Source organism: Novosphingobium sp. BF6 (assembly GCF_058273105.1).
Window position 1 is genome coordinate 451416 of sequence record NZ_CM177775.1, and the last position, 25591, is coordinate 477006.

The window sequence follows — 25591 nt, forward strand, 5'->3', positions numbered from 1 at the left end:
CCCGCGTAAATTTCTTTAGGCCCGCGAATAAATGCGTTGGCCTGACCCGGATTGGCGAGCTAGCAGGAGGCTTGCGCCAAGGCGAATCGACTGGCCGTGAGTCCCTGTAGAATCCGGCTGAATCGCATTCAGCGTGCGACGAGTTGAGGAACTTGTGCCGATTGTCGGCTGAGCCGTTCATCTCCCGTTTCGGGTGATTCGCCGAAAAAACACGATTTTCAAATGGCTTGGTAGATGCATTCAAAACCGCACGGGAAGTCCGGCTGCTATCGGTGACAGTGCCGTGCAAGGGTGCTAGGCCGAATCCATGACCGTGCAGACCACTCTTGCCACCGAGGCTCTCATCGAGACTCCCGAAGCGCTCGTTGCCCGTCTGGCCGCCGATGGCCGCGCTGCCCAGCGCGTGCTGGCCCGCCTGAGCGATACGCAGAAGGCGGAGGCGCTGCGCGCCGCCGCCGCCGCGCTTCGGACGGCGGAACCGGCGATCCTCGCCGCCAATGCGCAGGATGTCGCGGCGGGCGAGGCCAAGGGGCTGACCGGGGCGATGCTCGACCGTCTGCGGCTTGATTCCGCGCGTCTGGCCGGAATCGCCGATGCGGTGGAGCAGGTCGCGGGCTTGCCGGACCCGGTCGGCGAAGTGATTTCCGAAAGCGAGCGGCCCAACGGCCTCAAGCTCTCGCGCGTGCGCATTCCGATCGGGCTGATCGGCATCATCTACGAAAGCCGCCCCAATGTGACGGCCGATGCGGCAGCGCTCTGCCTGCGCTCGGGCAATGCGGTGCTGCTGCGCGGCGGCAGCGAGGCACTCCATTCCAACCGGGCGATCCTGGCGGCGATGGTGTCCGGCCTCGAACAGGCAGGCGTGCCCGGCGCGGCGGTCCAGCTGGTGCCGACGCAGGACCGCGCGGTGGTCGGCGCGATGCTGACGGCGGCGGGCCTGATCGACATGATCGTGCCGCGCGGCGGCAAGAGCCTCGTCGCCCGCGTCCAGGCCGATGCCCGCGTGCCTGTGCTGGCCCACCTCGACGGCATCTGCCACACTTTCGTCCACGCTTCCGCCGATCCGGACATGGCGCGCGGCATCGCGCTCAACGCCAAGCTGCGCCGCACCGGCATCTGCGGGTCGATGGAGACCCTGCTGCTCGACACCCAGTTCCCGGCTTCGGCCGAGGTGGTGAAGGCGCTTGCCGATGCGGGCTGCGAACTGCGCGGCGATGCGCGTGCTCGGGCGCTAGACCCGCGCGTCCTGCCTGCTGGCGACGAGGACTGGGATACCGAATATCTCGACGCGGTGCTCTCGGTGGCGGTTGTCGATGGTCTCGATGCGGCGATGGACCATGTCGCGGCGCATTCCTCGCACCATACCGATGCCATCGTCGCCGCCGACCCGGCTGCGGCGGAGCGCTTCCTGGCCGAAGTCGACAGCGCGATCGTCATGGTCAATGCGTCCAGCCAGTTTGCCGACGGCGGCGAATTCGGCCTGGGGGCGGAGATCGGCATCGCCACCGGCCGCCTCCATGCACGCGGCCCGGTCGCGCTCGAAGGGCTGACGACTTACAAGTGGCTGGTGCGCGGCACCGGACAGGAACGGCCCTGAGCGCGATTCTTCCGAGCAAGAATCTTCCGGGCAAGACCGGCGCGAATCGCCCCGATCCGATTACCCGGCCGATCATCGGCCTGCTCGGCGGCAGCTTCAATCCGGCCCATGGCGGGCACCGCCGCATCAGCCTCTTCGCGGCCGAGGCGCTGGGGCTCGACGAAGTCTGGTGGATGGTCTCGCCGGGCAATCCGCTGAAGCCGAGAGCCGGGATGGCGCCGCTCGCCGCGCGGGTGCTTTCGGCACGGCGACAGGCCCGCCGCGCGCCGATCCGCGTCACCGCGATCGAGCGCGAACTGGGTACGCGCTACACGGTCGACACGCTGAAAAAGCTGGTCCGCCGCTATCCGAAACGCCGCTTCGTCTGGCTCATGGGAGCCGATAATCTGGCCCAGTTCCATCAGTGGAAAGACTGGCGCAGCATCGCTCGACTCATGCCGATTGCGGTAATCGCCCGTCCGGGGTATGATGGTGCCGCCCTCGCGAGCCCCGCGATGGTCTGGTTGGGGAGGTTCCGGAGGCCCCGTCCCAGTCTTCGTGGTCCGGAAAGGTGGAGCGCACCCGCGCTGGTGACATTGCGATTCGACCCCGATACGCGGTCGGCCACGGCGATACGCCAGGCCGATCCGGAGTGGGCCCGGAAGCTGCTGAACAGGCTTTCGCAGGCTGGCTCGGAACGTGTCGAATACCGGGATTCCGGATCGCTGAGAGATAACGTCACCCACCGCCCGATACCCGGAGATTGTGCGTGAGCAGGCTGTCAGCCTCTCGTTCGCATACCCGGAAATCCAACGATCAGATCGCGCGCGGCAAGGCATTATATGCCTGGCTGTGTCGGTCGCTGAAAGGAGCAGACCCTACTTAAGATGCCACAGGCACAGATACAGCCGGCCGAAACCGGCGCAACGCCCCTCGCCACGGTGGAGTCAGACGACCCGCAATTGGCGCTCGTCCTGCAGTCCCTGGATGATGACCAGGCGCAGGACATCGTGACCATCGATCTTGCCGGCAAGTCGACGATCGCCGAATTCATGGTGATCGCTTCCGGCCGCTCGACCCGCCAGGTGGCGGCGATGGCCCAGAAACTCGGCGAACGCCTCAAGCACGGCGGCTTCGGCCATTCGCGTATCGAGGGCCTTCCGGCAGCCGATTGGGTGCTGGTCGACGCAGGCGGCGTGATCGTCCACCTCTTCCGTCCGGAAGTGCGCAGCTTCTACAACCTCGAAAGGATGTGGGGCTTCGACGGACCGTCCGGCGCGGCCTGAGCCGCGTCCGGAAGGCGGAAAAGAGAGGACCACCCGGCTGCCTGCGCAGCCGGGCTCCGAACGGATATCGCGGCGCGGCAGTGAAGCTGCGCCTGAGATTCCCGTGCTTTTCGCGCCGTGACCCCGCGCTTTTCCAATGCTTCTTCACATCATCGCCCGCGGCAAGATCGCGCGCTCGCCCGAGGGGGAGCTGCTCGATCGCTATGCCAAGCGCCTGACCTGGCCGTTCCGGCATAGCGAACTGCCTGACGTGGGCGGCAAAGTGCCGCCGCCGGTGCAGACCCCGTTCCGCGAAGTGCTGCTCGACGAGCGCGGCAAGGCGATGAGTTCCGAGGAATTCGCCGCCCTGCTCGGCCGCTGGCGCGACGAGGGCGTGCGCGAATGCCGGTTCCTGATCGGCGCCGCCGACGGCCACGGCGATGAGGCCCGTACGCGGGCCGACCACTTGCTCTGCTTCGGCAAGATGACCTGGCCGCATCTCATGGCGCGTGCGATGCTGGCCGAACAGCTCTGGCGCGCGACGGCGATTCTGGCGGGGCATCCCTATCATCGCTCGGGGTGAGTGCCGGGCAGGACGGCGCCCGATAAACCGCAAAGTTCCTCTTCCCGGCGGACTCGCGCTGTCCTAATCATCCCGGTGTGAAGCCTGCATCCCGTAACGCCCTGATAGCCGCCACCGCCGCGCTCGCGGTGGGCTTCGTCGCGCTGGCGGGGCAGGGCCTGACTCAGGCCGGGGCATTGGCGATCCTCGATCCGGCGGTGGACGCCACGCAGGCGCAGCGGGACATGATCGCTTCCCGGCGCGAGAGCGACGCTGCCCGCCGCCGCGCCGAGAAGCTCGAAGCCAGGGCGCGGAATGTCACCGAACAGGCCGAAAGGACTGCGCGCGAAACCGCCGCCGTCGCCGCGCGTATTCAAGAGACCGAGGCCGCAATTGCCGCACAGCGCGCGCAAGTCCGGCTCATCGCAATCGAGCGTGTGGAACTGCGCGAGCGGCTGGCCGAGAAGCAGGCACCGCTGGCCCGCCTCACCGGCTCGCTCCAGCGGCTGTCGCGCCGTCCGCCCTTGCTGGCGGTGCTGCGGCCGGGTTCAGTGCGCGATGCGGTCTACCTGCGGGCGCTGCTCGACACGATGATGCCGCAGGTCGAACGCCGCACCCGCGGCCTGCGCGCCGAGATCGAGCGGGGCCGCGCGCTGGAGCAGCAGGCCGTGGCCTCCGGGCACCAGCTGACCGAGATGGAAGGCGAGATGCGCGAGCGGCGCAAGGCGCTGGCGATCCTCGAATCGCGCCAGCGTCTTGCCGGGCGCGAGGCCAGCGGCATCGCCGCGCGCGAGGGCGAACGCGCGCTGGCGCTGGCGGAAAAGGCTCGCGACCTCGGCGATCTGGTCGACCGGATGGGCGAGCAGGGCGCCCTGCGCGAACAGCTGGCAGCGCTGCCTGGGCCGACGATGCGCCCGCCGCGCCCGGAAGAGACGCGGGTGATCGAGGCCTCGCAATTCGTGCCGGTCCCTGAAGGGCTGGCCAGCTACATGCTGCCCGTCACCGGCCGTCTGGTCACCGGCTTCGGCGAAGTCCTGCCCGGACAGGCGCCGTCGCGCGGGCTGTCGCTGGCGACGCGGGCGAGCGCGCAAGTGGTCGCCCCGGCGGCGGGCCGGATCGCCTTCGCCGGTCCCTACCGGGGCTATGGCCGGATCGTCATCATCGAGCACAAGGGCGGCTGGACCTCGCTGGTGACCGGGCTGACCCGGCTCGATGTCGAAGTCGGCAGGCAGGTCGTGGCCGGAGCGCCGATCGGCACGACGGGACCCGGCGATCCCCGGATCACGGTGGAACTGCGGCGGCAGGGCGAGGCGGTGAATCCTCTACAATATATCCGTTCGTTGTAGGGATCGCCGCCGCTTCATTCCCGCCCCGTTCATCACCGATCCTATAACCGCGACGGAATCTCTGCGTTCTTGGCAATTGTGCAGGCCGTCCTGTAGGATTACAGTCAGGAATTCCCCCGGTCCCCGGCCGGAGCGACTTACGAAAAAGGCCCTTAAGCCCGATGAAATTCGCCCCCCTGATGCGCGCTGCCCTGCTGGTGTCGGCCGTTGCCGTCCTTCCCGCGGCGACGTCCGGTCTTGCCGCGGTGGACAGCCGCGTGAATCCCGAATTCAGCAAGCTTTTCACGATCTACGAACTGGTCAAGGCCAACTACGTCGACCAGGTCGACGACGACAAGCTCATCAAGGGCGCGATCGACGGCATGCTGGCCAGTCTCGATCCCCACTCCAACTATCTGGACGGCCCTTCGCTCCAGCGGCTGGAGACGATGATCGACGGCAACTACACCGGCCTCGGCCTCTCGGTGGTCGAGGATGACGGGGCGGTGAAGATCGTCTCGCCGTTCAAGGGCAGCCCGGCGGAGAAGGCCGGACTCAAGGCGGGCGACTACATCACCCATCTCGACGGCGTGCTCTATTACGAGCGTGACCTCGATGAGGCCGTGTCCAAGATGCGCGGCCAGGCGGGCACCTCGATCCGCCTGACGATCTACCGCCCCGGCCGCGACAAGCCGTTCGACGTCACCGTGACGCGCGGCGTGATCGAGCTGGAGCCGGTGACCTGGGAACTGAAGGACGACGTGGGCGTGATCTCGGTGAACGAGTTCTCGCGCGATGTGGGCAACTTCGTGAACAAGGGCATCGCCGACCTCAAGAAGCAGGCCGCGACCAAGGGCACCAAACTAGACGGTCTGGTGCTCGACTTGCGCTCCAACCCCGGCGGTTCGCTGGACGAGGCGGTGGCGCTTTCGGACCTGTTCCTCGACAAGGGCGTGATCGTGTCGCAGCGCGGCCGGATCGCCAGCGAGAACCAGTATTACCGCGCCGAAACCGTGTTCAAGGGCGATGTCGTGAAGGGCATGCCGATCGTCGTGCTGGTCGATGCCGGTTCGGCCTCGGCCTCGGAGATCGTCGCCGGGGCGCTGCAGGACCAGCACCGCGCGGTCGTCATGGGTGAGCGGACGTTCGGCAAGGGCTCGGTGCAGTCGTTCATCCAGCTCGACAAGAACAGCGCGGTGAAGCTGACCACTGCGCGCTACTTCACGCCTTCCGGCCACTCGGTGCAGGAAGGCGGCATCCTGCCGGACATCAAGGTCCCGCAGCTTTCCGATCCGGACGCCCGTGCGCGGGCCGAGCGTGCCGTGCGCGAATCCGACTTGCGCGGCCACCTCATCAACGAGGCCTCGCTGGACGACAAGGAACTGGAGACCGACAAGGCGGACGATCCGCGCTTCAAGGCCTCGGCCGAGGACCTCAAGAAGCAGGGCATCACCGATTTCCAGTTGACCTATGCGGTCGATACACTGCGTCGCACCGTCGGCAAGCCGGCGCTGGCCCGCTACACCGCGCCGCCCGCGACGGTACCCGCAGCCCCCAAGACCGCGCAGAAAGACTGAGGCCGCCGGTATGACTGTTGCCGTTGCCGCTCCCCTGCGCGCCGCCCGCGCGCTGGCGCTCGCCGTTCCCGTGGTCCTGCTCGGCGGGGCCTATGTCAGCCAGTACGTCTTCGGGCTGCACCCTTGCGAGATGTGCTGGTGGCAGCGCTATCCGCACATGTTCGCGATCGTTTTCGCGGCGCTGGCCTTCTTCTGGCGGCCGGTCCGCCCGCTGGTGGCGGTGGCGGCATTGGCCATCCTCACCTCAGGCCTGATCGGCGGCTATCACGCCGGGGTCGAGTACGGCTGGTGGCAGGGCATGACCGCCTGCACCTCCACGCCTTTCGCGGCAGGCGTCGATCCGATGGATGCGATCCTGAACGCGCCGATTATCCGCTGCGACGTCGCTCCCTGGACGCTCGGCGGCATCTCGCTGGCGGGCTTCAACTTCCTGATTTCCACCCTGGGCGGCCTCGCCGTGTTCGGTCTCGTCGCCCGCAGCCGCAAGGTTCCGTCATGACGTCATCGAAGGCCGCGCGGATGATCCGGGTCGATCAGGCCGGGGAATTCGGCGCCACGCGAATCTACGCAGGCCAGCTCGCGGTAATGGGCGCGCGGGCGCCGCACTCGACCGAGATCGCCGGGATGGCCGAGCAGGAGGCCGAGCACCAGGCCCGCTTCGACGCCATGATCGCCGAGCGCGGGGTGCGGCCGACGCTGCTCCAGCCGGTATGGTCGGCGGCCGGTTATGCGCTGGGCGCAGCGACGGCGCTGATCGGGCCGGAAGCGGCCATGGCCTGCACCGCGGCGATCGAGACCGAGATCGACCGCCACTATACCGAGCAGATCGAGGACCTCGGCGACGAGGACCCGGAACTCGGCGCGGTGATCCGCAAGTTCCGCGACGAGGAGCGCGAGCACCGCGATGCGGCTCTGGCAGCGGGCGCGGAAAAGGCTCCAGCCTATCCGTTGCTGTTCAACGCGATCCGGCTCGGCTGCCGGGTGGCGATCAAGCTTTCGGAAAGAATCTGAAATCCGGACGTTACAGTGTCGCCCAAGAAGGACGGCATGATACCTTGAGATACTGTTCGGAGCGGCGAGACCCTATATCGGTCCCGCCAAGACCACGACCAAGCTGGAGCAATCCCATGACGCGCCTCCTGACCACTGCCGCCGTTCTCGCTTTCGGGCTGGGGCTGACCATGGGCGCGCTGCCCGCCGCTGCCCAGGCCCCCCAGGCGTCTTCCGTCGCGGACGATCTCGGGGACGGGGACAAGGTGAACCAGCTCATCGTCTACGGCGACGATCCCTGCCCGGCCTCCAGCGGCGGCGAGATCACCGTCTGCGCGCGCAAGGCGGAATCGGAACGGTTCCGCATTCCCGAACCGCTGCGCGGCATCGACCGTCCGCAGTCGGAAGCCTGGACCAACAAGGTGCAGGCCTACGAGACGGTTGGGGCCTTCGGCAACATGAGCTGCTCGCCGGTCGGCGCCGGCGGGGCTTCGGGCTGCACCCAGAAGCTGATCCAGCAGGCTGCCGCTGAGCGCAAGAACGGCTCAGAGGTCCGCTTCAGCGAACTGATCCAGGCCGAGCGCGAAAAGCGCCTCTCCAACATCGATGCCGATGCCGCCGAGCAGCAGAAGCGCGTCGAGGAAGCCGAGAAGGCCTATTTCGAACAGCGCAAGCGTCAGGAGGCCGAGGCTGACACCAAGGCCGATGCCACAGACGCGGCACTACCCCAGCCGAAGCGGTAAGACTTTTCAACGATCTCGGGTCAGAGCCTACTTTCGGCAGGCTCAGGCCGGTTCGAACGCGGTCGAGAGCGACAGCGCTTCCCACTCTTCCATCTGCCTGCCGATGAAGGCGATCTGGTCCCGGGCATAGTGCAGCGCGTCCTCGCCGAGGAACAGGTGCAGCGGCGGCTCGGCGGTATCGAGCGCGGCGAGAATCGCCTCGGCGCCGCGCGCCGGATCGCCCTTTTCCGCCCCTGCGCCCTCGGTCAGGCTGCGGCGGGCGAAATGGGCGCCGTCCTCGTAGTCGGCGATGTCCCTTGCGGCGACCTTGAGGCCCGAGGCGGCGAAGCCGGTGCGGAAGCCGCCGGGCGCCACATTGGTCACGCGGATACCCATTGGCGCCACTTCCTGCGCCAGGGTCTGCCCCACGCATTCGAGCGCATACTTGGTGGCGCCGTAGATTCCCGTGCCCGACCACGGTGCGTGGCCCGAAACCGAGGTCACGTTGACGATGTGCCCGCTGCGCCTTGCGCGCATGGCGGGGAGCACGGACTGAATCATCCTGACCGCGCCGAACAGGTTGATATCGAACAGCGCCTTCGCCTCGTCGATGGAGACTTCCTCCACGGCGCCGACCAGTCCATAACCGGCATTGTTGAGCAGGCGGTCGATCCCGCCGGTCAGGTCCTCGGCTCTGGCGACGGCGGCCTGAACCGATGCCTCGTCGGTGAGGTCCACGGTCAGGACATGGGAGCGGCCCGGTGCCAGCGCCGTGAAGGCGGCGTCTCCGGTGCTGCGGGTGGTGCCGACCACCGTGTCTCCGCGCGCCAGCGCCGCCTGTGCCACGGCGCGGCCCAGGCCGCCGCCGATGCCGGTGATGAGCCAATTCGTCATGCTTCGTATCCCTTCGGATTGGGCGTATGATTTCCGGGGCCGGTGCGGTTCCGGTCAAGCTCTAGACTAGGGGCAGGGCCGAGGGGCGCTCTTTGCGCTGGCAACCGCAATTGTTGCGGCAGCACGCACGCGGGCGGGTCGTGCTTGACCTCCTCGGGAACGCCATGCAGCCCCTGAGAAACGGAAGGGCGCGAAACAGTTGGCGCCAGATTAGGGTGACGGCTTTGGCAGTTCACATCTTCGGTTCGATCAATCTCGATATCATCACTTCGCTGGAGCATCTCCCCCGGCCGGGCGAAACGGTACTAGCTTCGGCCACGGCCCGGCTGCCCGGCGGCAAGGGCGCGAATCAGGCGGTTGCGGCGGCGCGCATGGGGGCCGAGACCTATATGGTCGGCGCGGTAGGAGAAGGCGATGCGGGAAGCTGGATGCTCTCGCGGCTCAAGGCCGACGGGATCGATGTCGGCGGCGTCGCCATGCTCCCCGGCGTCGATACCGGCACCGCCTATATCGCGGTGGATTCGCAGGGCGAGAACCAGATCATCGTCGTGCCCGGTGCCAATGCCCGCCTGCGCGATGCCCGGCCGGTCGGCGAAGGGGTTCTGCTGGCCCAGCTCGAAGTGCCGGTTGCGGCGCTGCTGCCGGTCTTCAAGAAGTCGAAGGCGATCCGCATCCTCAACGGCGCTCCGGCAGTGATCGAGGGCAAGGCGCTGTTCGAGCATGTCGACCTGCTGATCGTGAACCAGCACGAGATGGCGGCCTTCCTCGGCCTCGATGCGGCGCAGGGGAACGACGACATGGCCGCCATTGCCGCAGCCGCGCGCGGGCTGCTTCGCCGCGAAGGGCAGGCGGCCATCGTCACGCTCGGCGCGGCGGGCGCGCTGGCGGTATGGGCCGATCGGCACCTTCACGTGCCCTCGCTGCCGGTGATCCCGGTCGATACCATCGGCGCGGGAGACTGCTTCTGCGGCGCGCTGGCGGCCCTGCTCGACGAAGGGCGCTGCCTGGAGGACGCCTTGCCCTATGCCACTGCCGCCGCCGCGCTCTGCACGCTGGGGCAGGGGGCCGCGCCCGCCATGCCGACGCGCGAGGCGGTGGAGGACCTCGTCGGCCGTCCTGCAGCGGAAAGAGTCGCAACAGAACATGCGCTGCCGATCAAGAAGCCCTCGGCCGCTTCCCTAAGCTGATTTTCAAGCAGTCCGGTTACAACGCGCCCGGCCACAAGAGGATACGATGAACCAGTTTCCCATGATGCCCTTCGGATTGCCCTCGGACAATGGCGGCAAGGACCTCGGCCTGTTCCTGCCGGTGGCCAACGGCGGCTGGATCCTGTCGCGTAACAAGCCCGAGCTGGACGGTTCCTATGCCTACAACCGCCAGTGCGCGGTGCTGGCGGAAGCGGCGGGGCTGGACTTCATCATGTCGATGTCGAAGTTCCGCGGCTATGGCGGCGATACCAAGCACTGGGATTCCTCGCTCGATCCGATCGTGCTGATGGCGGCGCTCAGCGAAGTGACGCACAAGACCCGCATCGTCACCACCTTGCACACCCTGCTCCAGAACCCGGCGGTGGCGGCCAAGATGATGGCGACGCTTCAGCAGGTGAGCGGGGGCCGTGCCGGTCTCAATGTCGTCACCGGCTCCTACAAGGGCGAGTTCGCGCAGATGGGCGCCTGGCCCGAGGACGTGAATCACGACCAGCGCTACGACCTCGCCTACGAATGGGTCCGCGCGGTGAAGGCGCTGTGGAGCGAGGATTCGGTCACCCTGAAGGGCGACTACTTCACCCTCGAAGACTGTGAATCCTGGCCCAAGCCGGAAGAGCGCCCGTTCCTCGTCTGCGCCGGATCCTCCGAGATCGGCATGCGGCTGACATCGGAAGAGATGGACGCGATCTTCCTTTCCGGCGGCACGGGGGCGGAACTTGCGAAGAACAGCGACCGTGCCAAGTCCATCGCCGCCGAATATGGCCGCAATATCCGGACTTATTCGATGATGACGCTGGTGATCGACGAGAGCGACGCGGCGGCGAAGAGCCGCGCGGAGCTTTACGCGGCGGGTCTCGACGAAGGGGCACTGGCGGGCATGATGCGGGCCTACGGCTTCCTCGATGCTGAGATCGGCAAGGAAAACGACTTCACCCGCAAGGCGCGCAGTTCGTTCATGTCCGCGCAGATCGTCGGCAGCGCGAAGAGCGTGACCGAGCAGCTTGGTGAACTGCTGGAGGCTTCAGGCACCGACGGCCTGATGCTGATCTTCGACGATTACCTGAAAGGCCTGCCGGTGTTCGGCGCGGAAATCCTGCCGGTCCTGCGCGAGCGCTTCCCCGGCAAGATCGCGGCGCCGGTGGCGAACTGATGCCGCCGCGCACCGAGGACCTTCCCCACGTCGATCCGGCAGGGCTGGCGGCGATGATCGACCCGGCGACGACGGCACTGGTCGTCGTCGATATCCAGGTCGATTTCGCCGCACCGCACGGGTTGCTGGGCCGCTACGGCGTCGATCTCTCGCCTGCCGAGGCGGCGATCGACAACTGCGAGAAGCTGGTGGCGGCGGCGCGCGGCGCCGGGGCCACGGTTGCGCTGATGCGCGTCGTCACCAGTCCCGATACGGATTCGCGCGCGCTCAAGACGCTGATGGCGCGGCGCGGCCAGCCGGGGGGCGAGGCGATCTGCCGCATCGCGGGCGGCGGGGCGGACTATTACCGCATTTTCCCGGAGGACGGCGATATCGAGATCGCCAAGCTGCTCTACGACAGCTTTCACGGCACCGATTTCGACACCCGGCTGCGGGAGCGGGGAATCGAGACGCTGGTGATCTGCGGCCTGTCCACCGACTGCTGCGTGGACCAGACCGCGCGCTCGGCCTTCCATCATGACTACGACGTGTTCCTCGTCTCCGATGCCAGCGCCGCCTACGAACCCGGGCTTCACGAAAGCTCGCTCTCGGCGATGGAAAAGAACTGCGTGCTGCTGACCACCACCGGGGCTGTCGAGGCCGCCTGGGCCATGGGCGCAGACGCCTGAACCGAACGACCTGAATCCAGTAAGGAGTTGCCGCCGATGTCCGTGAACCTGTCTCCGCGCGGATCGAAGGGCGGCGTGCTGTTCGCCTGTACGCTCGGCAATTCGGTGAGCGTGACGCCCGCCGTTCATGCGGTCTTCGGCCTGTTCCTGGTGCCGCTGACCGAGGCCTTCGGCTGGAGCCGGGCGAGTGTGTCGGGCGTGCTGGGCATTCTCGCGCTGGTCGGCGCGGTGACCTATCCGCTGATCGGGCGCCATATCGACAAGGCGGGCGCGCGCACGACGCTGCTGGTCGGCACTTTCGGCCTTGCGCTCTCGATCGCGGCGCTGGCGCTGACGAGCGGCAGCCTTGCCCAGTTCTATGCGACCTTCGCCGTGCTCGCGGTGTTCGGGGCGATGGCGGGAACGCCGATCTTCCAGAAAGTGATCGCCGACTGGTTCGATGGGAATCGCGGCACCGCGCTCGGCATCAGCGCCGGCGGCGGCTGCGGGATCGGTTCGGTGGTGTTGCCGGTGCTCGCCGCGGTGCTGGTGCAGACATGGGGCTGGCGCGCGGGCTATCTCGGCATTGCCGGTTTCATGCTGACGGTCGCGCTGCCGCTACTCTTCTTGCTGCTCCGGGACCGTGCAAACGCGGGCGGCACTGATGCCGGAACCGCGCGCGAGGGCCTGACTCTGGGCGAGGCGGCGCAGACGCCGATGTTCTGGCTGATCCTGATCGCGCTGGCGGCAGGAGCAGGCGGCACCACGGCGGTGTTCAGCCATGTCGTGCCGATCCTGTCCGACCGGGGCTTTTCGGTGGCGACGGGTACGGCGGTGGTCAGCGTCTTCGCGCTCGTCACGTCGGGCTGGCAGATCGCCACCGGGCGCATCATGGACAAGATCCCGACCCCGCGCGTGGCGGTGCCGATGTACTTGATGGCGGTGCTGGGGCTGGTCCTGCTGGAAACCGCGCAGGGGATGCCGCTGCTGATCCTCGGCGGCGCCTTGCTGGGCGTGGGGCTGGGCGGCCAGTTCGGGGCGCTGCCCTATTTCATCGCCCGCTATTTCGGCACGAAGCATTTCGGTTCGGTGATCGGTGCGATGTATTCCGCCGTGATCGCCGCGCAGGGGACGACGCCGATCCTGCTCGACCTCGTGTTCGATGCGCGCCATTCCTATCGCCCGGCACTGGTCGGCGTCGGCGCGGCGCTGGTGGCGGGCGCACTGCTGCTCACGCTGCTGCCGCGTTACGGCCGCGAAACCGAGAGCGAAGCGCTCTTCGCGGTCGGCCACTGATTTTCACGGAGCCCAAGACTTTGGCCGACATGCCCGATCCTGTCCCTGCTTTCGCCGATCCCGCAAAGGCGCCCTATGCCGTCAGCGAGGAAGAGCGCGCCGCCATTGCCGCGGCCATCGACACCGACGAACTGGTCGAACTGGCGCTGACTCTGGGCAACATCCCCAGCCGCTCGCGCGAGGAACTGGCGGCGGCCGAGTTCGTCCACGACTGGATGGCGAAGGAGGGCTTCAGGCCTCGCAAGGTCGGCGCCACGCCGGAACGGCCCAATGTGATCGGCGAATATGGCGGAAGCGGGCGCGGTGCGAACCTGCTGTTCACTGCGCATCTCGACACTGAATCCCCCAGCGGCATGCCGGAGCACGACAAGTTCCGCTATCGCGATTCCACCCTGGCCGATCCCGAATGGACACGGTGCTGGCTGGACGAGGAGGGCCGTCTGCGTGGCTATCCGGTCAGTAACGATCGCGGGCCGATGTCGTGCTTCCTGATCGCCGCCAAGGCGCTGCGCAAGGCAGGCATCGGGCTTGCCGGCAAGACCTGGCTTACCGCCTGCCCCGGCGAGATCGGCCCCGAACCGATCGAGGAATTCTCCGGAATCGGCTGGAACGGCAAGGATATCGGCGCGCATTACCTGTTCCACCATGGGGGCGTCGCGCCGGACTACGCGATCGCCGCCGAGGGTACCGACTTCGGCCTGACCTGGCAGGGTTGCGGCTATGCGCTCTACCGCGTGCGGATCTTCGGGCAGGGGGTGTTCTCGCCGATTCTGGATGCCCCCACCGATCCGCGCCGTCACCCGAATCCGATCTACCGGCTCGGCCCGGTGATCGACGCGCTCCACGCCTGGGGGTTGAAGTTCGAGCGAGAGTCCATGATGGAGACCGCCAGCGGCGCGATTCATCCCAAAGTCCAGATCGCCTCGGTGCGCGGCGGCATGCCGATCGACTTCGGCGCGGGCACCGAGGTCTGCGCGCTCTACATCGACGTTTCGCTGAATCCGCGCCAGAAGGCCGCCGACGCTTATCACGGCATCATGGAGGCCATGCGCGGCGTCGACGTGGAGGCCTTCGACGTGGAGCCGATGGTCGTGCGCCATGGTTTCGAGGCGCGGCCTTCCGAAGTGGCGCCGCTGGTGGGTGCCGTCGATGCCGCCACCCGGCTGGCGCGCGGCGCCGCGGTGGAGCCTGCCCACCCGGTCTATTCCAGCATGTGGCGCGACCATAACGTGTTCAACATGCACCGCGTGCCCGCCGTGACCACCGGCATGCCGCGCTGGCGCCCGACAGGCGCGGACATGGCCTCCAGCGCGCTGGTCTACGCGCTCACCATGCTGGCCGTTTGCGGCCGGGGACCGGCGCCAAAGGTGGAGACCGGGACCAGCGTGTACGGTAACGAGACGCCTTTCGAATAGGCTTCCTCCGCACCCTTGCCCGGCACCGATCCGGCCGATAGACCTTGGTCATAAAGGTCGCCAAGGTCAGCAGAATTGGTCGCCCGTCCGGGAAGGGTGCCACCCGTTTCAAGGTGGTCCTCGCTTGCGTATCACAACGAACGTCTACCCCAAGGAACAGCGGCGCGACGCCTGGCGTTTTGCGCTCAAGCGGCTGTCGCTCACGCTCGACGAGGCGGACGATGCCGCGCTCTACGGCGAACTCATCCAGTTCCGCGCCAGCACCGGGATCGACTTCATCCGCGTCACCGGCACGCCGCAGTCCTGGACCATCGACTTCCGCGACCAGCCCGCCACCTACTGGCTGGCCATGGTGCTGGACGGCAGCGCCACGGTGCGCGATGCCGGGCAGGAGCTGCGCCTTGCCGACGGCGAGATGATCTGCGGGCGCGGCGACAGTCCGGTCCACCTTGCCTTTTCCGGAGACAACCGCAGCCTGATCGTCCAGGTGCCGCACAGCGAACTCAGCGCCCGGCTCAAGACCCCGATCAGCGGCCCACCGCGCAAGATCGCGACGGACAGCGGCGCGGCGCGGGTGTTCTCGGGCATGTTGCGCTCGCTGGCGGACACGATCTCCGACATCACCACCGACCAGGCACGGCCGGTGGAACTGGCCTTTCCCGAATTCCTCGTCACCAGCCTGCTCGACAATGCGCCTGCCAAGGCCATGGGCGGCGCGGCGGGCATGCGCGCGGCGCTGCTGGAGCGCATTTTCCAGACCATCGAGATCCGCCTTTCGGACCCGGATCTCAGCTACCAGCAGGTCGCCGCCGAGCACGGCATCTCGCCGCGCTATCTCCAGAAGCTGTTCGAATCGATCAACGACAGCTTCGGGCACTATGTGAAAGTGCGCAGGCTCGAACGCTGCCGACTGGACCTGCGCAGCCCGCTCCACGTCCAGAAGTCGATTTCCGACATCCTGTTCGAATGGGGCTTCAACGACAGCGCCTCGTTCAGCCGCGCCTTCCGCGAACAATACGGCATATCCCCGCGCGAATATCGCAAGGCTCCGCCGCAGGAGCAGGAAGCGGTGGAACTGCTGCGCCGGGGCCGCCCCGCGCGCAAGGAACGGGCGCGGCCCGAACAGGTTGAGGCGGAGAGCGAGCCGGAACTGGCCGCCGATGCCGAGGAGGCGGCGGAGCGTTCCGACCAGCCGATGGGACCGGCGGTGCTCGGCGACACCGGCATTTCGCGCCATCATCATCTCCCCGCCACCCCGGAGACGATCCACTGGGGCTATCTCAGCAAGGACCTGAAGCCCGCGCTTCACATCCGCTCGGGCGACTTCGTGACGATCGAGGCGCTGACTCACCATGCCAACGACGACCGCGAGCGCATGGTCGAAGGCGATCCCGGTGTGGAGAGCGTCTATCGCTGGGACGAGACCGGCAAGGCGGTGGACCGGCGCGGGGCGGGGCCGATGGATGCCAGCGCGCTGGGGCGCGGGCCGGGCGAGGGCTTCGGCGTCCACATCTGCACCGGCCCGATCCACATCGAAGGCGCGATGCCGGGCGACCTCGTGGAGGTCCGCATCCTCGACCTCAAGCCCCGCCCTAGCGGCAATCCGCGCTTTGCGGGAAAGTGCTTCGGCTCGAACGCGGCGACCTATTGGGGCTTCCACTATAACGACCTCCTCACCGAACCGAAGCAGCGCGAAGTGGTGACGATCTACGAGGTGGAGGCCGCAGGCGGACGCCTGCCCACCGCCCACGCGGTCTATTCCTACCGCTGGACGCCGCAGGTCGATCCCTCGGGCGTGACTCATGCCCGCTACGACTATCCCGGCGTGCCGGTCGATCCCGAGACCATCGAGCGCAATTACGACATCCTGCGCAATGTCGAGATTCCGATCCGGCCGCACTTCGGGGTGATCGCGGTAGCGCCTGCCCACAACGGCCTTGTCGATTCGGTGCCTCCGGCCAGCTTCGGCGGCAATCTCGACAATTGGCGCACCGGGCCCGGCGCGCGGGTGTTCCTGCCGGTGCAGGTCCCCGGCGCGCTGCTCTCGCTGGGCGATCCCCATGCCTCGCAGGGCGACAGCGAGCTGTGCGGCACGGCCATCGAATGCTCGATGACCGGGCTGGTCCAGGTGGTCCACCACAAGGCGGCAGGGCTGATGGAGCAGCTTCGCGATGTCGACTATCCGCTGATCGAGACCGAGAGCGAATGGGTCGTCATGGGCTTCAGCCATCCCGACTATCTCAAGGAACTGGGCGAGGATGCGCAGAGCGAGGTCTACAAGCAGTCCTCGATCGACGCCGCCATGCGCGACGCCTTCCGCAAGGCCCGGCGCTTTTTGATGACCGCCAAGCAGCTAACCGAGGATGAGGCGATCTCGCTGCTTTCGGTCGGCGTGGACTTCGGCGTCTCGCAGATCGTCAACGGCAATTACGGCGTCCACGCGGTCATCAGGAAAGCGCTGTTCACGAGTTGATTTGAAAATCCGCGGAGGGCGGATTTTGCGGCCGGTGCCGAACTCCAACAAACTCCAAACGCAATTATCTTGCGTTTTTCTGCAGTGCACACTAAATGCCTCCTGACAACCGGCGCGTAGGGTTCTTCCCTGCCGCAATCCGTGAGCAGCGTGAGGTCCCGATGCGGACCGGCCCGGACGAGCGGTTGTCCTTTTGAACCAGCTTCCTTCTTCACGCAGGGTCGCCCGTAACGACACCTTGCTGTGTGCGCGGGCCAAGAACCTTCCGCGTGCCCCGCACCTTGTGAAAGTGACACATGTCCTATTTCTCCGAACTTGGTCTGGCCGAGCCGATTCTCCGTGCGCTCGCGGCCAAGGGCTACACCGATCCCTCGCCGATTCAGCGCCAGTCGATTCCGGCGCTGCTCGAGGGCCGTGACATTCTCGGCATCGCGCAGACCGGCACCGGCAAGACCGCCGCGTTCTCGCTGCCTTCGCTGCACCGCCTCGCCAGCGATCCCAAGCCGCGCCAGAACGCCGGCTGCCGCATGCTCGTGCTCTCGCCGACCCGCGAACTCGCGGCCCAGATCGCCGAGAACATGCGCGGCTATGCCAAGTTCCTGAACCTCTCGGTCCAGTGCATCTTCGGCGGCGTGCCCGCCGGCAAGCAGGCCCGTGCGCTGGAACGCGGCACCGACATCCTCGTCGCCACCCCCGGCCGCCTGCTCGACCTGATCGACAGCCGCGCGCTGACCTTGCGCCATGTCGAGATCTTCGTGCTCGACGAAGCCGACCAGATGATGGACCTCGGCTTCATCGTTCCGCTGAAGCGCGTCGCTGCGCTTCTGCCCAAGCAGCGCCAGAGCCTGTTCTTCTCGGCCACCATGCCGCAGGCGATCGCCGAGCTGGGCAAGCAGTTCATCAACAACCCGGTCAAGGTCGAAGTCGCTCCGCAGTCGACCACCGCTGAGCGCGTCGAACAGTACGCCACCTTCATCAACCAGGCCGAGAAGCAGGCGCTTCTCACGCTGAGCCTGCGTGACGGTCTGGCCGAAGACGCCGCCGAGAAGGCCGAGCATGGCGCCATCGACCGCGCGCTCGTCTTCACCCGCACCAAGCATGGCGCCGACCGCGTGGTTCGCCACCTCGTCGCCGCCGGTATCCCGGCCGCCGCGATCCACGGCAACAAGAGCCAGGCCCAGCGCACCGCCGCGCTCGGCGGCTTCCGCCAGGGCACGATCCGCATCCTCGTTGCCACCGACATCGCCGCGCGCGGCATCGACGTCTCGGGCGTTTCGCACGTCTACAACTTCGAGATCCCCAACGTGGCCGAACAGTACGTCCACCGCATCGGCCGCACCGCGCGTGCGGGCGCTGACGGCGTGGCGATCAGCTACGTCGCGCCGGACGAGAAGCCCTATATCCGCGACATCGAGAAGCTGACCCGCGTCAAGCTGGCCACGCTCGGCCTGCCGGAAGACTTCCAGAAGCAGGCCGCGCGCCTCCCCGCGCCTTCGCGTCAGGCTCCGGCCGCGCCGCAGGGCAACGGTCGTTCGCGCGACGGTCAGCGTCAGGGTGAAGGCCGCCGCGACGGTCGTGGCGGCGGCAACCGCAGCCAGCAGCCGCGCGGCGATCGTCGTGACCGGCCCCAGGGCGAGCGGACGGGCGAAGGTCGCGGTGACGAGCGTCGCCGGGACGACCGTCCGCGCAGCGACGCCCCGCGTGGCGATCGCCGCGAGCACGGCGGTGAAGAGGGCGAGCGCAAGCGCCGCTTCCGTCCGCGCGGCGGCAAGACCGTCGGCACCCACAAGGGCGCGGTTCGCCGCGCAGGCTGATCGAAACAGAAGGCCGGTTTTAGAGCCGGCCTTTACAGCACAACGATCGGAACGGCCTCCATGCCAGTGGCATGGGGGCCGTTCCTTTATGCCTCTCCGGCAACTCCATCGTCTCCGCCATCTTCGTCGATGCGAGAGACGAGTATCTTGTCGATCTTGAGGCCGTCCATGTCGACGACCTCGAAACGCCAACCGCGGTCGGTGAAGAACTCCCCTTCCTGCGGGACTTTCCGGAGCGCGGCGAGAATGTAGCCCGCGACGGTCGCGTATTCGCGGTCGTCGGGCAGGGGCATGCCGAGGCGGTCGGCCAGCGCGTCGGCGGGCATCGCGCCGGAAACCAGCAATGAGCCGTCGCTGCGTTCCACCACCATCGGTTCGTCGCCCTCGTCCTGATGGCCGACGAACGCGCCGGCCAGCGCCGCCAGCATGTCCGAAGTGGTGACGAGGCCTTCGAGATGGCCATATTCGTCATGGACCATCGCCATCGTCACTTCCGCCTGCTGCAACTTGCGCAAGGCATCCATGGCATCGAGCTGGTCGGGGATGACTTCGGCCTTCTTCATCATCGCGGCGATCTCCACCGGACGCCCGGCGACGAGCGCGGCGAGAACCTCGCGCACCTTGAGAATGCCGACGATATTGTCGGGCGACCCTTCCTCGGCGACCGGCAGCATCGAGTGCGGCGAGGCCTCGATCTTGGCGCGCAGGGCTTCCTCACCGGCGTTGACGTCGATCCAGTCGATCTGGTTGCGCGGCGTCATCAGTTCGCGCACCGGCCGTTCGGCCAGGCGCATGACGCCGGTCATCATCGCGCGTTCCTCTTCCTCGATCACGCCGGAGCGTGTCGCTTCGGCGAAGATCATCTGCAGCTCCTCGGCAGTCAGCTGTTCCTGCCCGCCGCCGCGAATCGAGAAGAGGCGCAGGATCAGCGCCGAGGACGTGTCGAGCAGCCAGACGAAGGGCGCCATGATCCGCGCCAGCCAGGCCATCGGCCGGGCCATGACGATCGCCACCGGCTCTGCCATGCGCAGGGCAAGCTGCTTGGGCACCAGTTCGCCGACGACGAGGCTGGCGAACGTGGTGGCGATGATGACCAGCGTGAAGCCCGCTTCTCCGGCAAAGCGCGCGGGCACGCCCAGCGCCGCCAGTCTTTCACCCACCGGCCCGCCAAGGCTGGCGCCCGAATAGGCACCGGCGATGATGCCGATCAGGGTAATGCCGATCTGTACGGTGCTGAGGAACTTGCCGGGATCGGCCGCCAGCTCCAGCGCGGTGCGGGCGGCGCCGCTGCCCTTGTCGGCCGAGACCCTGAGCCTGGCGGCACGCGCGGACACGATGGCCAGCTCGGACATGGAGAACAGGCCGTTGATCAGGATCAGGCCGGCGATGATGAAGAGGTCGATCCAGGGGAAAGGTGTCACAGTGACATGTCGTTAGCAGAAATTCCCGCAAGTGCGAAGGGAACCTGCGAACGCCGCTTGGACAGAACTGACGTAAGAGTCGGCTCCGGGAACAGATGCGGGCAGCAATCGTTTCGCCGGGATCAGCCATCTGCTATTCATGTCCACTACCACACAGACACCCGTGCCAAATAGACACCCGTGCCAAATAGACACCCGTGGAAGTGTTTCTGAACAGGAGGGAAGACCATGAAGAAATCACGCCTGATGACCTCCGCCCTTGCCGCGCTCTCGCTGGTCGCGGTCTCTGCCTGCGTCACCGATCCGAACACCGGTGAGCGCAAGGTTTCGCGCACTGCCATCGGCGGCGGCGCCGGCGCGGGTCTCGGCTACCTTCTGGGCAGCGTGATCGGCGGCAAGACTGCCCGCATCGTCGGCGCCGGTATCGGCGGCGTGGCGGGCGGCGTCGTCGGCTACCAGATGGACAAGCAGATCAAGGAACTGAAGGAAGACACCGCCGGTTCGGGCATCGACGTGACCCAGGAAGGCGACGGCATCCTGCTCAACCTGCCGGACGTCACGTTTGCGGTCAACTCCACCGAGATCAGCCCCTCGTTTCAGGCCGCGCTCGACAATGTCGCGCAGAGCATGACCAAGTATCCGGACAGCCTGATCGACGTCTACGGCCATACCGATTCCACCGGATCGGATGCCTACAACCTCGACCTGTCCAAGCGCCGCGCCGATTCGGTGGCCCGCTACCTCATCATGCGCGGCGTTTCCTCGGCGCGTATCCAGACGCAGGGCATGGGCAAGAACTATCCGGTGGCGGACAACACCACCCCCGAAGGCCGCGCCAAGAATCGCCGTGTCGAAATCAAGATCACGCCGGTCACCAAGGACGAAGCTGCCGCCGCGCGCTGATCGTAAAAAAGTGTTTCCGCTGGGAAGCGGGATCGGGAAAGGGGTCGGCCTTCAGGTCCGGCCCCTTTTTATATCACGCCGAATAGCGCTCCGCCCGGTCCGCCAGACGTTCGACCGCCGCATTGTGGATCGCGGGCGAGCTGACCAGCACGCCGAAAGCGCGCGGATCGTGCTTGTTGTAGTTGAGCGGCTTGCCAAAGGCATCGGTCACGGCGGCCCCGGCCTCGCGGGCGATCAGCCCGGCGGCGGCGATGTCCCATTCGTAGCCCCAGCGCAGGGTCGCCAGCAGGTCTGCCTCGTCTGCGGCGACCATCGCCATGCGCAGCGCAATCGAATTCGGCTGGTCCACCAGCACGAGATCGGCGTCTTCCGGCGCCAGCTTCTTCGCCGGAACCCGCGCGCCTGCCAGAGTCTCGCGGTGGCTCGCCCGCAGCGGCTTTCCGTTGCGCCAGCTTCCCTTGCCCGCCTCGCCGTACCAGAACTCGCCCCCCGCCTCGCGTGCCCGCGCCGGGGCGTGGAGCAGGCCGATCAACGGACGCCGCGTGTTGACCAGCGCGACCGAGACCGCCCAGCCGCTGCGCCCGGCGATGAAATCGCGCGTCCCGTCGATCGGATCGACCAGCCAGACCAGTTCATGACCCTGACGCGCCGGGGAATCCGCCGTTTCTTCCGAAAGCCATCCGGCCGAGGGTAGCAGCCCGCCCAGTTCCTGCTTGAGGAACGAATCCACGGCGATATCCGCCGCGCTCACGGGGCTGCCGGGGGTTTTTTCCCAGTGATCACAGGGATTCCCGTCGCCCGGCCAACCGGCCATGGCGATGCGTCCGGCCTCGCGGACGATGGCTTCCAGTCTGTCGCGATCGATCATGCGCGAGTCGTTCTCATTATTCCGGCGATCCGATGGACCGTGCGATCCCATTACGCAGGGAACGGGACTTTTCAAGCGCGCAGGGATGTGCTTATGCGGCCGGGATCAAGTTCGGGGCTACCCACGCCTTTTCACGGACACTCCAGCAGAAAGCGATTTCAGCGATGAACATTCACGAATACCAGGCGAAGGAACTGCTTGCGAAGTTCGGCGTCGGCATCCCTGCCGGCATTGCTGCCCTCACTGTCGAGGAAGCGGTCGCCGCCGCCAAGCAGCTCCCCGGACCGCTCTATGTCGTGAAGGCCCAGATCCACGCCGGCGGGCGCGGCAAGGGCAAGTTCAAGGAACTCCCCGCTGACGCCAAGGGCGGCGTGCGTCTCGCCAAGTCGGTCGAGGAAGTCGAAGCTTTCGCCAAGGAAATGCTCGGCAACACCCTCGTCACCGTGCAGACCGGTGAAGCCGGCAAGCAGGTGAATCGCCTCTACGTGACCGACGGCGTCGACATCGCCGAGGAATACTACCTGTCGATGGTCGTCGACCGCGCTTCGAGCCGCGTCGCCATGATCGTGTCGACCGAAGGCGGCATGGACATCGAGGATGTTGCCCACAACACCCCCGAGAAGATCACCACCGTCACCATCGACACCGCTGCCGGCTTCCAGGCCCACCACGGCCGTGCCGTTGCCTACGCTCTGAAGCTGACCGGCGACCTCAACAAGCAGGCGCAGAAGATCGCCAAGCAGCTCTACGAAGCCTTCGTCGCGCTTGACTGCGACATGCTCGAAATCAACCCGCTCGTCGAAACCAAGGACGGCAACCTGCTCGTCCTCGACACCAAGATGAGCTTCGATTCGAACGCCCTGTACCGTCACCCCGACGTGCAGGCCCTGCGCGACGAAACCGAAGAAGATCCGGCGGAAGTCGAAGCTTCGAAGTACGACCTCGCCTACATCAAGCTCGATGGCGACATCGGCTGCATGGTCAACGGCGCCGGTCTTGCCATGGCGACGATGGACATCATCAAGCTCAACGGCTCGTTCCCGGCCAACTTCCTTGACGTCGGCGGCGGCGCCACCAAGGAAAAGGTGACCGCGGCGTTCAAGATCATTCTGCGCGATCCGAACGTGAAGGGCATCCTCGTTAACATCTTCGGCGGCATCATGAAGTGCGACGTCATCGCCGACGGCATCGTTGCCGCCGCGAAGGAAGTGAACCTCTCGGTTCCGCTCGTCGTTCGCCTCGAAGGCACCAACGTTCAGCAGGGCAAGGACATCCTGGCCAACTCGGGCCTGCCGATCGTCCCCGCCAACGACCTGGGCGATGCCGCCAAGAAGATCGTGGCAGAGGTCAAGAGCGTCGCTGCCTGATCGGCGTCGTTTCTTGGGTCTCACGCGATCCCGTATCGTATAATGCAGCGGCGGGGGTCTTCCGGACCCCCGCCGTTCGCATTTGAAGTCCGGGTGAAGTGCGCCTTTGCACCATCATAGTAATTCTCAGGCTGGCGTTTCTGCCGGGGCGATGCGCATTCCTGCGGATTTACGATATGGCACGTGCTGTGATCCGACCCTCGGCTCGTCTTGCCGCCGGCAGGGCTTGACCTATACGTCAATTGCCTATTAGGCGGGCCTTGAGTGGATTTAATCGAGCGGCTAAACAGGCCGCGCCTGAAACTGAAGAGGACCCGATCCAATGAAGATCCTCGTGCCCGTGAAGCGGGTGATCGACTACAACGTAAAGCCGCGCGTGAAGGCGGATGGCACGGGTGTTGACCTGGCCAACGTCAAGATGAGCATGAACCCGTTCGACGAGATCGCGGTGGAAGAAGCCATCCGCATCAAGGAAGCGGGCAAGGCGGAAGAGATCGTCGCGGTCTCGGTCGGCCCGGCCAAGGCGCAGGACACGCTGCGTACCGCACTCGCCATGGGCGCCGACCGCGCGATCCTGATCGAGACCGATACGGAAGTCGAGCCTCTGGCCGTTGCCAAGATCCTCAAGGCGATCGTCGCCGAAGAGAATCCCGGCCTGGTGATCCTCGGCAAGCAGGCGATTGACGACGATTCGAACCAGACCGGCCAGATGCTTGCCGCGCTGCTCGGCCGTCCGCAGGGCACGTTCGCCAGCAAGGTCGAGTTGGGTGGTGATTTGGGGGGCGACCACGTCGCCGTGACCCGCGAAGTCGATGGCGGTCTGGAGACCGTGAAGCTGGCGCTGCCCGCGATCGTCACCACCGACCTGCGCCTCAACGAGCCACGCTACGCTTCGCTGCCGAACATCATGAAGGCGAAGAAGAAGCCGCTCGATGTGAAGACCGCCGCCGACTACGGCGTCGATATCGCCCCGCGCCTCAAGACTCTCAAGGTCTCGGAGCCGCCGGTGCGTGTCGCCGGCGTCAAGGTTGCGGATGTCGATGCGCTGGTAGCAAAGCTCAAGGAACTGGGAGTCGCCTGATGAAGACGCTCGTTTGGGTCGAACACGACAACGCGTCGGTCAAGGACGCGACGCTCCACACCGTCACCGCTGCTGCCAAGCTGGGTGAAGTCCACCTGCTGGTCGCCGGCTCGGGCTGCCGCGCCGCCGCCGAAGCCGCCGCGAAGATCGCCGGCGTTGCCAAGGTCCACTTGGCCGACAATGCCGCCTACGAACACGCACTGGCCGAGAACGTCGCGCCGCTGATCGTGGACCTCATGGGCCACCACGACGCGTTCCTGGCGCCCGCCACCACCACCGGCAAGAACGTCGCCCCGCGCGTCGCTGCGCTGCTCGACGTGATGCAGCTGTCGGACATCCTCTCGGTGGAGGGCGAGAAGACCTTCACCCGTCCGATCTATGCGGGCAACGCCATCGCCACCGTCGAATCGAGCGATGCCAAGCTGGTGATCACCGTGCGCGGCACCGCCTTCGAGAAGGCCGCTGCCGAGGGCGGTTCGGCCGTGATCGAAGACGTCGCCGGAGCCGGTGACGCGGGCCTCTCCAGCTTCGTGGGCGCCGAAATCGCGAAGTCCGAGCGTCCGGAACTGACGAGCGCCAAGGTGATCGTCTCCGGCGGCCGCGCGCTGAAGGATTCGGAGACGTTCGAGCAGGTGATCCTCCCGCTCGCCGACAAGCTCGGCGCTGCCGTAGGTGCCTCGCGCGCGGCGGTGGACGCGGGCTATGTGCCCAACGACTACCAGGTTGGTCAGACCGGCAAGATCGTCGCCCCCGAAGTCTACATCGCGGTCGGCATCTCCGGCGCGATCCAGCATCTTGCCGGCATGAAGGATTCGAAGACCATCATCGCCATCAACAAGGACGAAGACGCTCCGATCTTCCAGGTCGCCGACGTCGGCCTGGTGGCGGATCTCTTCACCGCCGTGCCGGAGCTTACCGGCAAGCTCTGAGCGGTTAAATATCTGAAATCCTGAAACCCCGGTCGGAAACGGCCGGGGTTTTTGTGTTCATGCAGATATCGATCATCTAAATGAGACGAGCTGGACGATTGCCGTCAG

23 protein-coding genes are annotated in these 25591 nt (G+C 66.6%); 20 read left to right on the top strand and 3 right to left on the bottom strand.

Features of this window, described 5'->3' with window-relative positions:
- Positions 1 to 307: 307 nt before the first annotated feature.
- The 9 genes from AC4D6D_RS02315 (at position 308) to AC4D6D_RS02355 (ending at position 8038) form a co-directional block, all read left to right on the top strand.
- Positions 308 to 1597, top strand: a complete 1290-nt coding sequence (locus AC4D6D_RS02315; RefSeq protein WP_491326342.1) for a glutamate-5-semialdehyde dehydrogenase — start codon at positions 308 to 310, stop codon at positions 1595 to 1597.
- On the top strand, positions 1561 to 2349 hold the full coding sequence (locus AC4D6D_RS02320) for a nicotinate-nucleotide adenylyltransferase (RefSeq protein ID WP_491326343.1): 789 nt from the start codon (positions 1561 to 1563) through the stop codon (positions 2347 to 2349). Before AC4D6D_RS02315 ends, AC4D6D_RS02320 begins: the two co-directional genes overlap by 37 nt.
- A gap of 114 nt (positions 2350 to 2463) precedes the next feature.
- Complete coding sequence (rsfS, locus tag AC4D6D_RS02325; protein ID WP_147216180.1) at positions 2464 to 2862, top strand: ribosome silencing factor; 399 nt, start codon at positions 2464 to 2466, stop codon at positions 2860 to 2862.
- Positions 2863 to 2998: 136 nt separating this feature from the next.
- Positions 2999 to 3424, top strand: coding sequence for a 23S rRNA (pseudouridine(1915)-N(3))-methyltransferase RlmH (locus AC4D6D_RS02330; RefSeq protein WP_491326344.1), 426 nt, complete (start codon positions 2999 to 3001; stop codon positions 3422 to 3424).
- A gap of 77 nt (positions 3425 to 3501) precedes the next feature.
- Positions 3502 to 4749: a murein hydrolase activator EnvC family protein gene (locus AC4D6D_RS02335; RefSeq protein ID WP_491326345.1), complete on the top strand. Its 1248-nt coding sequence runs from the start codon at positions 3502 to 3504 to the stop codon at positions 4747 to 4749.
- Between the two features lie 161 nt (positions 4750 to 4910).
- A complete protein-coding gene (locus tag AC4D6D_RS02340) occupies positions 4911 to 6305 on the top strand; it encodes a S41 family peptidase (protein WP_147216186.1) in 1395 nt (464 codons plus the stop codon).
- A 10-nt stretch (positions 6306 to 6315) separates the two neighbouring features.
- The gene (locus tag AC4D6D_RS02345) at positions 6316 to 6804 is read left to right on the top strand and encodes a disulfide bond formation protein B (RefSeq protein WP_491326346.1); all 489 of its coding nucleotides are present in this window, start codon (positions 6316 to 6318) and stop codon (positions 6802 to 6804) included.
- Complete coding sequence (locus AC4D6D_RS02350; RefSeq protein ID WP_147216190.1) at positions 6801 to 7316, top strand: demethoxyubiquinone hydroxylase family protein; 516 nt, start codon at positions 6801 to 6803, stop codon at positions 7314 to 7316. Before AC4D6D_RS02345 ends, AC4D6D_RS02350 begins: the two co-directional genes overlap by 4 nt.
- A 116-nt stretch (positions 7317 to 7432) precedes the next feature.
- Entirely contained in the window at positions 7433 to 8038 is a 606-nt protein-coding gene (locus AC4D6D_RS02355; protein WP_147216193.1) for a hypothetical protein, read from the top strand.
- Positions 8039 to 8080: 42 nt separating this feature from the next.
- Here the strand turns inward: AC4D6D_RS02355 and AC4D6D_RS02360 are convergent, their stop codons facing one another.
- Positions 8081 to 8911 carry an oxidoreductase gene (locus AC4D6D_RS02360; protein WP_491326347.1) on the bottom strand — a complete coding sequence of 277 codons (831 nt, stop codon included), beginning with the start codon at positions 8909 to 8911 and terminating at the stop codon, positions 8081 to 8083.
- A 215-nt stretch (positions 8912 to 9126) separates the two neighbouring features.
- Between AC4D6D_RS02360 and AC4D6D_RS02365 the strand changes: the two genes are divergently transcribed.
- The 7 genes from AC4D6D_RS02365 to AC4D6D_RS02395 all read left to right on the top strand — a co-directional run bounded on the left by AC4D6D_RS02365 (position 9127) and on the right by AC4D6D_RS02395 (position 18914).
- The gene (locus AC4D6D_RS02365) at positions 9127 to 10098 is read left to right on the top strand and encodes a ribokinase (protein WP_491326348.1); all 972 of its coding nucleotides are present in this window, start codon (positions 9127 to 9129) and stop codon (positions 10096 to 10098) included.
- A 46-nt stretch (positions 10099 to 10144) separates the two neighbouring features.
- Positions 10145 to 11269 carry an LLM class flavin-dependent oxidoreductase gene (locus AC4D6D_RS02370; RefSeq protein WP_491326349.1) on the top strand — a complete coding sequence of 375 codons (1125 nt, stop codon included), beginning with the start codon at positions 10145 to 10147 and terminating at the stop codon, positions 11267 to 11269.
- Positions 11269 to 11937, top strand: a complete 669-nt coding sequence (locus AC4D6D_RS02375; protein ID WP_491326350.1) for a cysteine hydrolase family protein — start codon at positions 11269 to 11271, stop codon at positions 11935 to 11937. The genes AC4D6D_RS02370 and AC4D6D_RS02375 overlap by 1 nt, the downstream gene beginning before the upstream one ends.
- A gap of 36 nt (positions 11938 to 11973) precedes the next feature.
- Positions 11974 to 13212 (top strand): MFS transporter, encoded by a 1239-nt coding sequence (locus AC4D6D_RS02380; protein WP_491326351.1) that lies wholly within the window; start codon positions 11974 to 11976, stop codon positions 13210 to 13212.
- Between the two features lie 29 nt (positions 13213 to 13241).
- The gene (locus tag AC4D6D_RS02385; RefSeq protein WP_491326352.1) at positions 13242 to 14627 is read left to right on the top strand and encodes a zinc-binding metallopeptidase family protein; all 1386 of its coding nucleotides are present in this window, start codon (positions 13242 to 13244) and stop codon (positions 14625 to 14627) included.
- 124 nt (positions 14628 to 14751) lie between these two features.
- Positions 14752 to 17100 carry an acetamidase/formamidase family protein gene (locus tag AC4D6D_RS02390; RefSeq protein ID WP_491326353.1) on the top strand — a complete coding sequence of 783 codons (2349 nt, stop codon included), beginning with the start codon at positions 14752 to 14754 and terminating at the stop codon, positions 17098 to 17100.
- A gap of 296 nt (positions 17101 to 17396) precedes the next feature.
- A complete protein-coding gene (locus AC4D6D_RS02395; protein ID WP_491326354.1) occupies positions 17397 to 18914 on the top strand; it encodes a DEAD/DEAH box helicase in 1518 nt (505 codons plus the stop codon).
- An 86-nt stretch (positions 18915 to 19000) separates the two neighbouring features.
- On the opposite strand, the gene AC4D6D_RS02400 is transcribed toward AC4D6D_RS02395, so the two are convergent.
- Positions 19001 to 20335: a hemolysin family protein gene (locus AC4D6D_RS02400; RefSeq protein WP_491326355.1), complete on the bottom strand. Its 1335-nt coding sequence runs from the start codon at positions 20333 to 20335 to the stop codon at positions 19001 to 19003.
- 228 nt (positions 20336 to 20563) lie between these two features.
- On the opposite strand from AC4D6D_RS02400, the gene AC4D6D_RS02405 reads away from it, so the two are divergent.
- Positions 20564 to 21238 (top strand): YiaD family glycine zipper/OmpA-like lipoprotein, encoded by a 675-nt coding sequence (locus AC4D6D_RS02405; protein WP_147216214.1) that lies wholly within the window; start codon positions 20564 to 20566, stop codon positions 21236 to 21238.
- Positions 21239 to 21311: 73 nt separating this feature from the next.
- Here AC4D6D_RS02405 and AC4D6D_RS02410 read toward each other — a convergent pair whose 3' ends face one another.
- Positions 21312 to 22106: a 3'(2'),5'-bisphosphate nucleotidase CysQ gene (locus AC4D6D_RS02410; RefSeq protein WP_491326356.1), complete on the bottom strand. Its 795-nt coding sequence runs from the start codon at positions 22104 to 22106 to the stop codon at positions 21312 to 21314.
- A 164-nt stretch (positions 22107 to 22270) separates the two neighbouring features.
- Between AC4D6D_RS02410 and sucC the strand changes: the two genes are divergently transcribed.
- The 3 genes from sucC to AC4D6D_RS02425 all read left to right on the top strand — a co-directional run bounded on the left by sucC (position 22271) and on the right by AC4D6D_RS02425 (position 25483).
- Positions 22271 to 23473, top strand: coding sequence for an ADP-forming succinate--CoA ligase subunit beta (gene sucC, locus AC4D6D_RS02415; RefSeq protein WP_147216218.1), 1203 nt, complete (start codon positions 22271 to 22273; stop codon positions 23471 to 23473).
- A 322-nt stretch (positions 23474 to 23795) separates the two neighbouring features.
- Positions 23796 to 24554, top strand: a complete 759-nt coding sequence (locus AC4D6D_RS02420; RefSeq protein ID WP_491325071.1) for an electron transfer flavoprotein subunit beta/FixA family protein — start codon at positions 23796 to 23798, stop codon at positions 24552 to 24554.
- Positions 24554 to 25483 (top strand): electron transfer flavoprotein subunit alpha/FixB family protein, encoded by a 930-nt coding sequence (locus AC4D6D_RS02425; protein ID WP_491325072.1) that lies wholly within the window; start codon positions 24554 to 24556, stop codon positions 25481 to 25483. Before AC4D6D_RS02420 ends, AC4D6D_RS02425 begins: the two co-directional genes overlap by 1 nt.
- Positions 25484 to 25591 lie beyond the last annotated feature (108 nt).

Coding starts and splice junctions, on each gene's coding strand:
- AC4D6D_RS02385 (WP_491326352.1), top strand. CDS start 13,242: ATGCCCGATCCTGTCCCTGCTTTCGCCGATCCCGCAAAGGCGCCCTAT.
- AC4D6D_RS02360 (WP_491326347.1), bottom strand. CDS start 8,911: ATGACGAATTGGCTCATCACCGGCATCGGCGGCGGCCTGGGCCGCGCC.
- AC4D6D_RS02420 (WP_491325071.1), top strand. CDS start 23,796: ATGAAGATCCTCGTGCCCGTGAAGCGGGTGATCGACTACAACGTAAAG.
- AC4D6D_RS02410 (WP_491326356.1), bottom strand. CDS start 22,106: ATGATCGATCGCGACAGACTGGAAGCCATCGTCCGCGAGGCCGGACGC.
- AC4D6D_RS02330 (WP_491326344.1), top strand. CDS start 2,999: ATGCTTCTTCACATCATCGCCCGCGGCAAGATCGCGCGCTCGCCCGAG.
- AC4D6D_RS02315 (WP_491326342.1), top strand. CDS start 308: ATGACCGTGCAGACCACTCTTGCCACCGAGGCTCTCATCGAGACTCCC.
- AC4D6D_RS02425 (WP_491325072.1), top strand. CDS start 24,554: ATGAAGACGCTCGTTTGGGTCGAACACGACAACGCGTCGGTCAAGGAC.
- AC4D6D_RS02405 (WP_147216214.1), top strand. CDS start 20,564: ATGAAGAAATCACGCCTGATGACCTCCGCCCTTGCCGCGCTCTCGCTG.
- AC4D6D_RS02395 (WP_491326354.1), top strand. CDS start 17,397: ATGTCCTATTTCTCCGAACTTGGTCTGGCCGAGCCGATTCTCCGTGCG.
- AC4D6D_RS02380 (WP_491326351.1), top strand. CDS start 11,974: ATGTCCGTGAACCTGTCTCCGCGCGGATCGAAGGGCGGCGTGCTGTTC.
- AC4D6D_RS02345 (WP_491326346.1), top strand. CDS start 6,316: ATGACTGTTGCCGTTGCCGCTCCCCTGCGCGCCGCCCGCGCGCTGGCG.
- rsfS (WP_147216180.1), top strand. CDS start 2,464: ATGCCACAGGCACAGATACAGCCGGCCGAAACCGGCGCAACGCCCCTC.
- AC4D6D_RS02350 (WP_147216190.1), top strand. CDS start 6,801: ATGACGTCATCGAAGGCCGCGCGGATGATCCGGGTCGATCAGGCCGGG.
- sucC (WP_147216218.1), top strand. CDS start 22,271: ATGAACATTCACGAATACCAGGCGAAGGAACTGCTTGCGAAGTTCGGC.
- AC4D6D_RS02370 (WP_491326349.1), top strand. CDS start 10,145: ATGAACCAGTTTCCCATGATGCCCTTCGGATTGCCCTCGGACAATGGC.
- AC4D6D_RS02355 (WP_147216193.1), top strand. CDS start 7,433: ATGACGCGCCTCCTGACCACTGCCGCCGTTCTCGCTTTCGGGCTGGGG.
- AC4D6D_RS02340 (WP_147216186.1), top strand. CDS start 4,911: ATGAAATTCGCCCCCCTGATGCGCGCTGCCCTGCTGGTGTCGGCCGTT.
- AC4D6D_RS02375 (WP_491326350.1), top strand. CDS start 11,269: ATGCCGCCGCGCACCGAGGACCTTCCCCACGTCGATCCGGCAGGGCTG.